The 13,393-nt window shown below is 35.1% G+C and carries 13 protein-coding genes; 7 read left to right on the plus strand and 6 right to left on the minus strand.

Going from position 1 to position 13,393, the window contains the following annotated elements; genetic code table 11:
- The first annotated feature begins 60 nt into the window (after window positions 1–60).
- Entirely contained in the window at window positions 61–822 is a 762-nt protein-coding gene (locus C245_RS0106445; protein WP_017495764.1) for a hypothetical protein, read from the plus strand.
- Window positions 823–859: 37 nt separating this feature from the next.
- Here C245_RS0106445 and C245_RS0106450 read toward each other — a convergent pair whose 3' ends face one another.
- Window positions 860–1,825 carry an SPOR domain-containing protein gene (locus C245_RS0106450; protein ID WP_017495765.1) on the minus strand — a complete coding sequence of 322 codons (966 nt, stop codon included), beginning with the start codon at window positions 1,823–1,825 and terminating at the stop codon, window positions 860–862.
- Between the two features lie 238 nt (window positions 1,826–2,063).
- Between C245_RS0106450 and dprA the strand changes: the two genes are divergently transcribed.
- Complete coding sequence (dprA, locus tag C245_RS0106455) at window positions 2,064–3,164, plus strand: DNA-processing protein DprA (RefSeq protein ID WP_017495766.1); 1,101 nt, start codon at window positions 2,064–2,066, stop codon at window positions 3,162–3,164.
- Between the two features lie 46 nt (window positions 3,165–3,210).
- Here dprA and trpS read toward each other — a convergent pair whose 3' ends face one another.
- A complete protein-coding gene (gene trpS / locus C245_RS0106460) occupies window positions 3,211–4,185 on the minus strand; it encodes a tryptophan--tRNA ligase (RefSeq protein ID WP_017495767.1) in 975 nt (324 codons plus the stop codon).
- Window positions 4,186–4,389: 204 nt separating this feature from the next.
- On the opposite strand from trpS, the gene C245_RS0106465 reads away from it, so the two are divergent.
- The gene (locus C245_RS0106465; protein WP_017495768.1) at window positions 4,390–5,136 is read left to right on the plus strand and encodes a 1-acyl-sn-glycerol-3-phosphate acyltransferase; all 747 of its coding nucleotides are present in this window, start codon (window positions 4,390–4,392) and stop codon (window positions 5,134–5,136) included.
- Between the two features lie 555 nt (window positions 5,137–5,691).
- Here the strand turns inward: C245_RS0106465 and recA are convergent.
- The 4 genes from recA to C245_RS0106495 form a co-directional block, all read right to left on the minus strand.
- Window positions 5,692–6,699 (minus strand): recombinase RecA, encoded by a 1,008-nt coding sequence (recA, locus tag C245_RS0106475; protein ID WP_017495770.1) that lies wholly within the window; start codon window positions 6,697–6,699, stop codon window positions 5,692–5,694.
- Between the two features lie 148 nt (window positions 6,700–6,847).
- A complete protein-coding gene (locus C245_RS0106485) occupies window positions 6,848–7,357 on the minus strand; it encodes an acyl-CoA thioesterase (RefSeq protein WP_026109914.1) in 510 nt (169 codons plus the stop codon).
- 135 nt (window positions 7,358–7,492) lie between these two features.
- Window positions 7,493–7,876, minus strand: coding sequence for a DoxX family membrane protein (locus C245_RS0106490; RefSeq protein WP_017495772.1), 384 nt, complete (start codon window positions 7,874–7,876; stop codon window positions 7,493–7,495).
- A gap of 7 nt (window positions 7,877–7,883) precedes the next feature.
- A complete protein-coding gene (locus tag C245_RS0106495) occupies window positions 7,884–9,032 on the minus strand; it encodes a DNA polymerase III subunit delta' (protein ID WP_017495773.1) in 1,149 nt (382 codons plus the stop codon).
- 437 nt (window positions 9,033–9,469) lie between these two features.
- Here C245_RS0106495 and C245_RS0106505 point away from each other — a divergent pair, with 437 nt between their 5' ends.
- From C245_RS0106505 to sprC, 4 genes are all read left to right on the plus strand, one after another.
- Window positions 9,470–9,922 (plus strand): hypothetical protein, encoded by a 453-nt coding sequence (locus C245_RS0106505; protein WP_017495775.1) that lies wholly within the window; start codon window positions 9,470–9,472, stop codon window positions 9,920–9,922.
- Window positions 9,923–10,107: 185 nt separating this feature from the next.
- Window positions 10,108–11,400, plus strand: a complete 1,293-nt coding sequence (locus tag C245_RS0106510) for a hypothetical protein (RefSeq protein WP_017495776.1) — start codon at window positions 10,108–10,110, stop codon at window positions 11,398–11,400.
- A 100-nt stretch (window positions 11,401–11,500) separates the two neighbouring features.
- A complete protein-coding gene (locus tag C245_RS0106515) occupies window positions 11,501–11,914 on the plus strand; it encodes a hypothetical protein (RefSeq protein WP_017495777.1) in 414 nt (137 codons plus the stop codon).
- Complete coding sequence (sprC, locus tag C245_RS0106520) at window positions 11,911–13,392, plus strand: gliding motility protein SprC (RefSeq protein WP_017495778.1); 1,482 nt, start codon at window positions 11,911–11,913, stop codon at window positions 13,390–13,392. The genes C245_RS0106515 and sprC overlap by 4 nt, the downstream gene beginning before the upstream one ends.
- Window position 13,393: the final 1 nt, after the last annotated feature.

The following is a 13,393-nucleotide window of genomic DNA, read 5'->3' on the forward strand; positions in this document are numbered from 1 at the left end:
CATAAATTTGCTATATTTGATTGTAATTGTCGGATTAATAATTAATTAAAAATATTTGAGATGAAAAGAAGCAATTTATTTTTAGTAGTATTATTTTTTTGCAGCGGTTTTATGGTTGCCCAGGATTCAGACATCGATTATCAGAAACGGGTTAAAAAGTTCATTGAAAATGTCAAAAATGATAAGAAAGAAGCCATTGCTGATGCGGTGGTTTATCCGTTAGAGCGCGTATATCCTATACCCGATATTGCGAATAAAGCAGATTTTATAAAACGTTATTATGAAATTTTTGATGTTACGTTAAAAAACGAAATTATAAAATCGACGCCGGCAAATGGATGGAATGATATGGGTTTACGCGGAATTATGCTAATTCACGGTAAGATTTGGCTTGATACTGAAGGCCGTTTAACGGCCGTAAATTATCAATCGAAAGCCGAAATAGAACTTAAAAACAAGCTAATTGCATCGCAAAAGAAAAATCTGGATCCTAGTATTGCTTTTTTTCAGGATCCAATTTGTATTCTGAAGACTTCTAAATTTAAAATTAGGATCGATCATTTAGGTTTTAATAACTATCGATACGCATCATGGTCCATTCAAAAGGAAATGACTGAAAAGCCTGATTTAGTGATTAATGGTGGAGTATTAGTCGTTGAAGGTATTGGCGGCAATCACCAGTATGAATTTAAAAAGGATGGGAATGTTTATGAATGTGCCATTATCGTTTTGGGCGAAAAGAATTCTCCTCCGGCAAGACTGAAAATATATAAAGGGAAGAAAGTAATTCTTTCGCAGGATGCAGAAATAATAGCGAACTAATAAAAAGCCCATTCAGAGGAACGGGCTGTTTTTAGTTTTATAAAGGCTGTACAAGAATCCAGGCATCTGGATTTTCTCCTTTTTGTATTTCTTTTTGTGCTTTTTCGGCTTCAGCCATTGTTGCATAGCTACCGTAAAGAACCGGGAATAATCCGTGTTTGTTTTCGCCCAGCATTCTGGCTTCGTAACCATCTTTTACTAATTGATTATAAGCTTTTCTGGCATTTTTTTCACTTCTGTATGCACCGGCCATAATGTGGTAAGGCATTGTTTTTTCAGCAGCTGTTTCTACATTTGTTGTATCTACTGAGAGTGTTACAGCAGGCATAGGATTTTGGATAAAGAAAGTCGCTTCCTGAATCTTGTTCTCCACTTTTTTCTGCACACTGCTTTCTACAACAAGTGTTTTGGCGGCGATTTGATTTTGATATAAAGGATATCCGATACTTCCTGTAATTCCAAGTCCTAAGACTAGTATTGCAGCATATTTCAAAAGTGGATTTGTTGTTCTTCCTTCTTCATTTTCGTATAGGGAAATTGCATCTCCTTCCGAAATTTCTTCTATTTTTCGTTCGAAATTCTCTTTTTTAACGAGTGGAGAAACAAATGGACTTAGTCCAAAAGAACTTGTTAGGAAATTGGTCTGATCATTAGGAGTGAATACCATTTTCTGATCAGCATTATATCGAATTTCACCAATATTTTTAAGTGCTACAACACCATTTTCTTCTAGTGTTTTTTTCCAGCTCACGACTTCAAAAGCAATGGCGCTTACTGCAAAACCATAAGAAGTTTTTTCAGCTTGTGCGATATGATTTGCTAACAATCCGTCATTATTTTTTAGATAACCGTTGAAAGAGATCATTTTTGTCGGTGGAAAGAAAGAATTTGTGCTTTCATTCAGCTTTGCCGATTGAATTTCTGTTAAAAATGCTCCAAACCCTGGAACCGTTACACACTGATAACGATACAGTAACTGTGCTATGTAATTTTCGATTTTCATAGTAACAAAGTTACAACTACAGAATACTTATCAAAATGTTATTCACAATTTTTATTAACAATTGCTTTATTTTTATAGACAATTCTTTTTCAAATAGTTAATAGGTAGTTTTTAAGGCGTGTATGTTTTGAAACCATATTTATATTAAAATTTAACAGGATTAGACTTTCTTTTTATGATATTTGTGCTTCAAATTTTAAGTTTTAGTTTTTCTTATTTTACATAATATTTTACACGGATGCCGGATCAGGATTTATTCTATTTATTAGCCTTATTAAAAGTCGATGGAGTTGGCGATATAATGGCTAAAAAGCTGCTTAATTATTTTGGCAGTGCAGAAGCTGTTTTTAAAAGTAAGGGGAGTCAAATTACTGCTATTGATGGTGTTGGATCGGTTTTATTACGGAGTTTTAAGGATAAATCGGTTTTTGACAAAGCGAATCAGGAAATGGAATTTATGAAATCTAGTGGGGTTAAAGTGTCTTTTTTTAAAGAGGATGACTATCCGGAACGCTTAAAACATTGTATTGATTCTCCTGTCCTGATTTTTAGCTCGGGAAACATAAATTTAGCAAATAAACGGATAATCAGTATTGTGGGAACGCGCCAGATTACCTCCTATGGAACGGAGTTTTGCCGAAATTTAATTGAAGAACTGGCACCTCTCGATCCCGTAATCGTTAGCGGTTTTGCCTATGGTGTAGATATCGTAGCACATCAGCGGGCGATGGATTTTAATCTGCAAACTATTGGAGTTCTGGCACATGGTCTCAATCAGATTTATCCAAAATCGCATAAGAAGTTTATTGTTCCAATGGAAGAAAATGGTGGTTTTATAACCGAGTTTTGGAGTACATCAAATCCTGATAAGGAAAATTTTGTACGTAGAAATCGTATTGTAGCGGGTATGACTGAAGCAACGATTGTTATAGAATCTGCTGAAAAGGGTGGTTCACTGATTACCGCAAATCTTGCCAATGATTACAATCGCGATGTTTTTGCTGTTCCCGGACGTGTGACAGATAAATACAGTCAGGGGTGTAATAATCTAATTAAAACACAACGCGCCAATGTGTTAACGAGTGCAGCTGATTTGGTATATATGCTGAATTGGAATGTGGATACAAAGGCAAAACCGGTTCAAAAACAGCTCTTTATTCAGTTGGAAACAGAGGAGCAAAAGGTGTATGATTTTCTGCTAAAAAACGGTAAAGAATTGCTTGATATTATTGCGCTGCAGTGTGATTTTCCTATTTATAAAATTTCGGGAATTCTCTTAAACATGGAACTGAAAGGAGTCATTCGGCCATTACCCGGAAAGTTGTTTGAGGCCGTTTAATTTGAATTAAACCTGACGGGTTTTTAAAACCCGTCGGTTTAGATGTTTATTTACTAAATCCAAGAACTTCTCTTACTTTGGCTAAAACTCCATCAGCAATTACGGAAGCTTTTGATGCTCCTTTTTTCAGTAAAGCATCTACTTCTTCAAGGTTGTTCATGTAGTAAGTATATCGTTCTCTTTCGGTTTTAAACTTTTCTATAATCAGTTCAAACAAAGCCTGTTTGGCGTGACCGTATCCATAGTTTCCTCCTAAATAGTTGGCTCTCATTTCGGCGATTTGCACTTCGGTTGCCAGCAAGGAATAAATGGCAAAAGCATTACAAGTGTCCGGGTTTTTAGGTTCTTCAAGTGGCGTACTATCGGTTTCAATACTCATTACTTGTTTACGAATTGTTTTATCGTCAAGGAAAATATTGATCAGATTGTTAGCTGATTTACTCATTTTTCCACCGTTTGTTCCCGGAATCAGTTTGCCGTCTTCCTGAATTTTAGCTTCCGGAATTACAAAGGTTTCTCCCATTTGGTGGTTGAAACGCGAAGCGACATCACGAGTGATTTCTAAATGCTGCAATTGATCTTTACCAACAGGAACAAATTCAGCATCATACAATAAAATATCGGCAGCCATTAACATCGGATACGTAAAAAGTCCGGCGTTAACGTCGTCTAAACGATCGGCTTTATCTTTAAACGAATGTGCCAGAGTCAGACGCTGAAAAGGAAAAAAGCAGCTTAAATACCAGGTTAATTCTGTCGTTTGTACCACATCAGATTGTCTGTAAAAGGTTACTTTATCAGGATTTAGACCACAGGCTAGCCAGGCGGCAGCAGTGCTGTAGGTGTTTTCTCTAAGAGTTTTACCGTCTTTAATTTGTGTAATCGAATGTAAATCAGCGATAAATAAAAAGGATTCATTTGCCGGATTGTTTGATAATTCGATTGCAGGAATAATTGCTCCCAATAAATTGCCTAAGTGTGGCGTTCCAGTACTCTGAACACCGGTAAGTATTTTTGCCATTCTCGTTTTTTCTTAATCTTTCAATCACAAAGATTGCAAGTTTATTTTTTTTAACCGCAAAGGTCGCAAAGTTTTTTACAAAGTGGGCAAAGTTTATCAAACATCTCATTGATTTTAAGTTTTATTTTGGAGAAAAGAGTAAGATTTAAAAATTCTAAGGAGCGAAAAATCCAAATTCATTTCTGATTTATTACATTTGAAACCATGAAAGGATTAAAAGTTGTTTTTTGGGTTTTATGGCGTGTATGGTTTTATATTTTAATGGCCATTCCGATATTGATTATGCTGCCGTTTTTGCTAGTTTCTATAGCATCAGAGAAGGGTTACCCCTATTTTTTTAAAATGGCCCGCATTTGGGCTAAATTTATCCTTTTCGGGATGGGTTTTTATTATAAAGTCGAGCGTGAAGAGAAGCTGGTTCGAAATAAGAGCTATATGATCGTGGCCAATCATACTTCGATGACCGATATTATGCTAATGCTGGCTCTGGTTAAAAATCCGTTTGTTTTTGTTGGAAAGAAAGAACTTTCGAAGATTCCTTTGTTTGGATTTTTCTATAAAAGAACCTGTATTTTAGTTGATCGAAGTTCTTCGAAAAGTAAAAATGAGGTTTTTAAAAGAGCGCAAAACAGGTTGAATCAAGGGCTTAGTATTTGTATTTTCCCTGAAGGTGGAGTTCCTGACGATGAATCTATTTTACTGGATGAGTTTAAGGACGGTGCTTTTCGTCTGGCAATCGAGCACCAGATTCCGATCGTTCCGATTGTTTTTGCAGATAACAAGGAAAGGTTTTCATATACTTTTTTCAGTGGAAGTCCCGGAAAAATGCGTGCAAAGGTACTTCCTTTTGTTTCTACAGACGGATTGACTGCTGACCATCGAAAAGAACTGCGAGATCAGGTGAGACAGATGATTTATAAAGATTTACTGAAGTTTAAAAACAAAGAGTAGTAACTCATTTTAAGGATAAAACCCGGCAAAATTTTCAAAATTGCCGGGTTTTCTTTTGAATTAAAATTACTCCATTTTATATTCAATAATGATTATCTATGAATTATTTTTTCGGAAATAAAACGCAATACTTTTCTCAATTTCAATTTGGTTTTTTTACGGTTTTTGTTGTACAACACTTCTATTCTCTCTTTCATGGTTAAAATATTTTAGGTTGATACTAAAGAGTTTAACAAAACTCAAGTTAATGATATACTATGATAGAGCGTAAAAAATGAAAAAGGTTGCGTGAAAAGGTGAAAAAAAAGAATAAAAACCCGTTAGAACCAAAAAACTAACGGATTTTTATTGAACAAACCAACCAAATTTAAAGAAAAACCTTTGATCAGATACTTTTGGCTAAGTACCAGTCAAATCTTTTGTCTCTTACTAAGATGGCTCGGTTGCGGAATGGTTGCGTCAGTAAATGCATATTTTTTTAAATAAAAAACCCGATCATTTTTTGGAAACGATCGGGTTGTATGTAAAGTATTGATTGTAATACTTTTAATGATTTTAAGCGTCTGCTAATTCTTTGATATGTGCTTTGATTTTAATCTCAAGTTCGTCCGCTAATTCCGGATTATCTTTGATTAAAGCTTTTACAGCATCACGACCTTGTCCTAATTTGGTGTCGCCATAACTAAACCAGGAACCTGCTTTTTTAACGATTTCAAATTCAACAGCAAGATCAAGAATTTCACCTGTTTTAGAAACTCCTTCTCCATACATGATATCAAATTCGGCAGTTTTGAAAGGCGGAGCAACTTTGTTTTTTACAATTTTAACTTTGGTTCTGTTTCCAATTACATTTTCACCGTCTTTAATTTGCGAAGAACGACGAATATCTAAACGTACCGAAGCGTAGAATTTTAGAGCATTACCTCCCGTTGTGGTCTCAGGATTACCAAACATAACACCAATTTTTTCTCTCAACTGGTTGATGAAGAAAACGGTACAGTTTGTTTTACTGATGGTTCCGGTAAGTTTTCTTAATGCTTGTGACATTAAACGTGCATGAAGACCCATTTTTGAATCTCCCATTTCACCTTCGATTTCACTTTTTGGAGTCAATGCAGCAACAGAGTCAATTACCACAATATCAATTGCTCCTGAACGAATTAAATTTTCGGCAATTTCCAGCGCTTGTTCTCCGTTATCCGGTTGCGAGATGATTAAGTTTTCGATATCGACACCCAATTTTTCAGCATAATTTCTGTCGAAAGCATGTTCAGCATCTATAAAAGCAGCTATTCCGCCGGCTTTTTGAGCTTCGGCTATTGCATGCAAGGTTAGAGTGGTCTTACCAGAGGATTCAGGACCGTATATTTCAATAATTCTTCCTTTTGGATATCCATTTACTCCAAGGGCTAAATCAACACCAAGTGAGCCAGAAGAAATCGTTTCTACCTCCACAATGGCTCTGTCGCCCATTTTCATTACGGTTCCTTTTCCGTAGGTTTTGTCAAGTTTATCAAGCGTTAGTTGTAACGCTTTTAATTTGGCTTCTTTGTCTGAACTCATCTTTTCTTAAATGTCTAAATTGTTATTTTTTTCTTTCAAATAAATGTAAAGAAGATACTAACTTCTTGATCTTTATTAGGCAGGCTTATATTTTGTAAAAATAGTTCTTTTTTCGAAGTTTGATTGTTCCAAATTGTCACAATTTGTACTACAAGAATAAAGCCTTTAATTCTGTGGCATCGGAAGGATTTAGTTTCCCGGCTAACACTAAACTAAGTTGTTTACGACGCAAAGCAGCATCAAAACGTTGTATTTCAAGTTCAGTTTCAGGCAATATAGCAGGTACTTCTACAGGTCTGCCGGTATCGTCTACGGCTACAAAAGTGTAGATGGCTTCGTTGGCTTTGGTTCTGTTACCAGATTCGCGGTCTTCTACCCAAACATCAATGAAAACTTCCATCGAACTTTTGAAAGATCTTGAAACTTTTGCTTCAACCGTTACAACACTTCCTAACGAAATGGCTCTGTTAAAAGCCACGTGATTTACAGAGGCCGTAACTACAATTCGGCGGGAATGTCTGCGGGCTGCAATACTTGCGGCACGATCCATTCGGGCTAATAATTCGCCACCAAAAAGGTTGTTTAAAGGATTTGTTTCACTTGGTAAAACTAAATCGGTTAAGATTGTAAGGGACTCTGATGGGTGTTTTGCATTCATTTTTTTACTGTAAATTTTATTTTTTGCCACAACTTTATTTTTTGATTTCAATTCAACTTTGTTTTACGAATGTTGAATCTGTGACGATTTAATTTTAATTTTTTATTCACTTTAAAGCGGTACGATTATGTCAGATTAGTTCAACCAGTAAACCGCCATTACTGCCGGAATAAAATAGATAACTATGGTTCTTGCACCGTCATAATCTTTGGCTAACCGCTGTCCGAAAAGCATCATTAGCAATGTGATACATGAAAATATAGCTCCGTATAAACCAAATTCCCGGCCACTGTCGGTGAGCAATTGTATCGCTCCGACAATACATAAAATTCCGGAGATTAATTCCATAATTAAAAGATGAAGCAAGGCAAGTGGTACTTGGTTTTTAAGTCTTGTTTTGGCAAAATGTCCTTTAAGCCACTCGACATTGTCTTTCCAGTAAAATATTTTTTCGTATCCGGACTGTAAGAAGGTTAAAGCTAAAAATGCTAATAGTAAAATGGAGGCAACATTATTCATTTGATAACTATTTTTTGTGGATTAAACGAGTCAGTTTTATAGATAAGTCGGTTAAAATTATTTTTGCATTTCCGTTTCTTTCGATATGATACATCGCATCCGAAAGTTCTTTGAAAATTTCGTGAATATTGTTCCCGTTGACAAAAGGTGCAAAATTTTCGAGTTTGAATTTATCTACTTTTGGTTCGATGTACACAAGAGTAGGAGCCTGATAGTTAAGCAGCAAGGCTTGTCGAAACATTTCCATGCAAAACTGGATGAATTTTTTCTGACTTTCACGTCCCAGACCGGCAATTTCTTCACTCCAGGAAATTAAATCCTGAATGGCAGCTGCATTTCCTTTCGCTCTAAACGCAGCACGAACCCAGTTGACAAACCATTGTTCGAAAGGTAACTCTGAATCATCTTCTTTTATGAGATGTAAGGCCTTACTAAAATTTCCCTGTGCCTGATGTGCGATTTTAAAAGCTAATTTTTCGTCGATATTTTCTTTAGAAACTAAAGCTTCTGCAATTACTTTTTCGGGAAGTCCGTTAAAGTGAATAACCTGACAACGGGATCGGATGGTTTGAATTATATCTTCTTCGTTTTCAGAAATAAGAATAAAAATAGTCTTGTCTGAAGGTTCTTCGAGTAATTTTAAAAGTTTGTTGGAGGCGGCAATATTCATTTTATCGGCCATCCAGATAATCATAATTTTGTAACCGCCTTCGTATGATTTTAGTGAAAATGATTTCAAAACTTCCTGTGCATCTTCAACTCGAATTTCTCCCTGTTTGTTTTGAACACCAAGTACTTTGTACCAGTCAAACAAACCTCCATAAGGCATTTCCTGTATAAAAGTGCGCCAGTCCTGAATAAAATCTAAACTTTTGGGTTTTGTTTTGACATCCTCTGTGGTCACTGTCGGATAAATAAAATGCAAGTCGGGATGAGAGAGATTTTGAAATTTCAAATTGCAGGAATCATTTCCGTTTGAGTTTTCGTCTCCTGTGTTGTTGCACAAAATATATTGTGCGTAGGCAATTGCTGTTGATAATGTGCCACTTCCTTCCGGCCCAATGAATAGTTGTGCATGCGGAATTCGTCCGGAAGCTGCACTTTTTATCAAGTGACTTTTGATGTAATCCTGACCTAAAATTTGAGAAAATTGCATGAAGCAAAGATAGAAGAAAATGATGTAGTCAAAAATTTTAGCTCAAAAGTTTATCCATACAGAGACATTTCTAATAATCATGAAGATTTCGGACTGTTTTTTTGACGTTTGTTAACCAACTTTTGTTAATAAACATAGCAAGATGTGGAGATATTAAGACTTTTTTGTTAATAGTTTTTTGCTGTATAACGATTAACGAAAGCTTTTTTTGATTAATACTATAGCGTATTGTTTTGTTTTTATAGCCAATATCTTACCCTTTAAGATCAAGTCAATTTTAACTAAAACCTCGTTAAAACGCACATTTTCTCGACATAACGCTGGTTTTTAAGCTTTTTTTAAGCTTTTTTTTTGAAAAAAGAAATTAATAAAGTTGCAGTTTAAGTTAATTTCTATATTTTTGTTTTTATGAACAACCAATTATAAACTAAGAATCTATGAAAGGGAAAATTATTTTATTAAGTGCACTTTTTTTTATGACGACTGGTGCCATTTCGGCTCAGGCGAAAAATGCTCCAAGAAGTATAATCAGTACAACTGCGATTATTCGCAAATACCATGATCAAAAAGAACTGAGTGGTATGCAAAAAGGAGAACTTTTAGAATTGTACATCGAGCGTATTAAAGTTTTAGTAAAAACTCTTCCTTACATTGCTTTGGTAACAAAACCGGGAGTTACAATGGCCGACTTAGGTATTCCGGACGACAACGAACACAAAAAAGTGTTAGATGGACAGGCTGTTGGTACAACAACATTTTTAGATACAACAGTAGAATTTCAAAGAAAGATGATGCCGTATTCTGATAAAGGAAACTTAATCGCCGCAATTTTATTCTACGAAAGCACATTGAAATCTTTACACGAGTTCAACGAATTGAACGAAATGTAATATTTATAATTTTTAAAACTTTTTTTGTCAATGTCTATATAGATGATTAAATTTATATAGATGTTTTTAGAAAAGAAATAAAAAACAACTCTCTCGAAAAGTTCTGAGTATTATCAGAAAATTCGAGACGAGTTTTTTCATTTACGCATACCCAAATTTATTATTAACTGTAATACCCCCTTATCATGAAAAAAATTACTCAAATGATCTGCGTTCTTTTGACAGTTACGAGTATGAGTGCTCAACAAGAGAAAGGAATTATGGGCTACAACAATTGGTTGAACAACTGGACCGAATTTAAGCCTAACAAAGTAGAGTATGGAGAAGCAAACCAAATTTTAGCAGGAAATATTTCTGTTAATACTAAATTGCTGAAAAAGAATATTTACGTACTGCAAGGTAATGTTTATGTGACGAACAATGCAGTTTTAACTATTGAACCAGGAACTTTAATCATTGGTGATTTTGAAACAAAAGGAACTCTTGTTGTAACAAAAGGTGCCCAAATTATGGCCGATGGTTTAGAGACTGACCCAATTGTATTTACTTCAAACCGTAGCCAGAAAAAAGCTGGAGACTGGGGTGGAATCGTAATTCTTGGCGATGCACCAATTAATAAATTTGGAAATGTTGGTTCTTACAATTTAGATCTTGATCCTAGTTTAACAACTTACGGTGGTGATAATGCTGCTGCTAATTCAGGAATTTTAAGATTCGTAAGAGTTGAATTTGCAGGTAAAAAAGTAAAAGGTGTGGACACTTTCAACGGTATAACTTTTGCCGGTGTTGGATCTAAAACAGTACTTGACAACGTTATGGTAAGCTACTCTGGCGGTGACTCATTTGCCTTTTTTGGAGGTGATGTAAACGCTACTAAATTTGTATCTTATAAATCAATCAATGACGATTACAAATTTACTCAGGGTGTACAATGTCGTTTGTACAATTCATTAGCAGTAAGATCTTCTTATTTATCAAGTAATAAAGACGGTTCTCGTTGTATGGAAGTAAAATCTTTCGAAAAGAAAAGTGAAACAGATTTTACTAAAAAACAAACTTTAGTTGTTGCAACTAATATCACTATGCTTAATGACAGCGAAAACATCAAAGCTGATATTCAGTCAGGATTAGTAAAAGAAGCTGTTTTTGTAGCTGAAAATGCTTCTCTTGAAATGAAGCGTAGTGTAATTTCCGGATTTAATCCAGCTGTTTTATTAGACAGTAAAACAGAAATTAATGATGCTAATCTTAAGAAAATCAAATTTGAAGAAATGTACTTTAACCTATGTAACGGAAATATCTTTACAGAGTACAACTCAAACAATGAAGACTTAGAAAGCTGGTACGGAAATAGTGTATTTTTCAATGTGTATTCTCAAAGTAACAACAGAGAGACTTTCATTGATATTTTCAATCCTAAGAAACCAGATTTCAGATTGCAATTAGGAAAAATTACAGCGTCTAGCAGCAACAGATAATAGATTTCGATTTTTATTTCAGCGTAAATTTTATTAATAAAGTCCCCAGACACAATTTATGTATTCGTCTTAATACCGGACAAATAAAGATCAAGACATAATGGCAACATCTAGAAAAAAATATTTTATATATATAATATTTTTGGTTTTCCCTATTTCGCTTAGTTTATATGCTCAAAATACCACAGTAGAACGACCTACTTCTACTGAAGCAATAAGCGAAATAAGAGGCTGTGAGAACCAAAAGATAAAAAATGCTGATCAAGTATGTATCGGCGAATTAGATAATTCTAATCAGTTATTAGCAGGGCTATCCATCCCCAAGGATAGCCTTTCTATGGCAGCTGAAGTGAAACATCAGAATTCAGAGTGCAAAGAAAATTCGTTTTTAACCGGTTCTTTTTCAGTTCTTGCAAAAGATATTATCGAGAACTATAAGTACGATTTTTCTGAAACATTTATTGATATCCTCTTTTTTGAAGACATAGATTTAGCAAGAACACGCACTATATGATTCAAAAAATTACCCCAAATTTTACCAAAATAGTGCTTTTGTTTTCTTTAGTTGTTTTAACTAAATTAAATTCATATGCCCAAACGCCAGTAATAGGACCACAGCAGCTTCCCTTTGAGAGAATCTGCGCTGGTTTTATTGTCAATGGCGTTGTGTTTAATGAATATTTTGCAACTTTCAGCTACGTGGATTTTCCCGCTGGAACAACTTTTGCCGTAGAACTTTCTGATGAGACTGGAAGTTTTACAAACCCAACAGCTACTACAACACTTTCGGTTACAGATGACGCTGCTTTAAAGCAACAAACAATTAAATTTGCGGTTCCTACTAATCTAAAAGGATCAGATGTGTACAGTTTACGCGTTAAGAGCTTAAATACTACACCTGTAGTAAATAGCCCAAGATTTAAGAACGCCGTTGGTAATACAACCTTTTCTGTTTATTACAGTACTTATGTAAGTTCGTTTTATATTAACGAAAAACAGCCAACAGCGTCTTTTTGTGCTGGCGGAAATCTTACACTCTCCGTTTATAACCCTACACCTTCTGATCAGGCTTCGTCACCTGCTAATTACTCCAATCTAAAATACAAATGGTACAAAGATGGTGCTGTAATTGCTGGGCAAAGTTCTAAAGATTTGATTGTAAATTCTGCCGGAAAATATTATGCCGAAATTGACTATGGTTTATGTTCTGATGTAAATTTTAGCTCTAATCGTGTTGATGTAACCACATCAGGATCGGGAGGATCGGCAGTTACCATTAGCTCTAGTTTAGGAAACCCATTTTGTGCATCCGGATCAGGAACTGTTTTAACAGCTACTTCCGGAAACACTTATGTATGGAAGAAAGACGGAGCGATAATTTCTGGTGCTACTACCCGTAGTATTAATGCAAATGCATCGGGAGTTTATACTGTGCAGGTTGATTTTGGAGGATGTAGTGCTACAGGAACTATCGATCTGAAAAGTAATAGCTTTAATGCGAGTATAGATGCTCCGGAAACCACTTCATTAAACGAGGGGGAGACTCTGAATGTTTCAGTTACAACAGATGCTTCAAATCCTACTTTTGAATGGTTTTTAAATGGAAACGCAATTGCAAGTGCAACATCAAGTTCTTATGTTGTATCTGTTCCTGGTAATTATAAAGTTAAAATTTCTCAGGCATCGGGCTGTATTTCTTCTCAGGAGTTTAGTTTTAAAGTTACGGGACCAATGGCGTCGACAACAGTGATTCCTAATGTTGTAAGTCTCCAGAATCCTTATTGGAATATTCCGGATGTTTATAAAACAGTCCAGACGAAAATAATAATCATGAGCTCTAATGGTGAAATTATGTATGACGGTTTAGGTAGTGATTATAATCCTGAAACCAATACGTTTATAAAAGATTTTAAAAATGTTAATCCGGTATATTACTATGTCATTAAATCCGACAATGGTGAAAAAAAAGGATCAATAACTGTAATAAGGTAAT

The organism is Flavobacterium sp. WG21 (assembly GCF_000335775.1).
In the GTDB taxonomy this organism is placed as follows: Bacteria; Bacteroidota; Bacteroidia; order Flavobacteriales; family Flavobacteriaceae; genus Flavobacterium; species Flavobacterium tructae.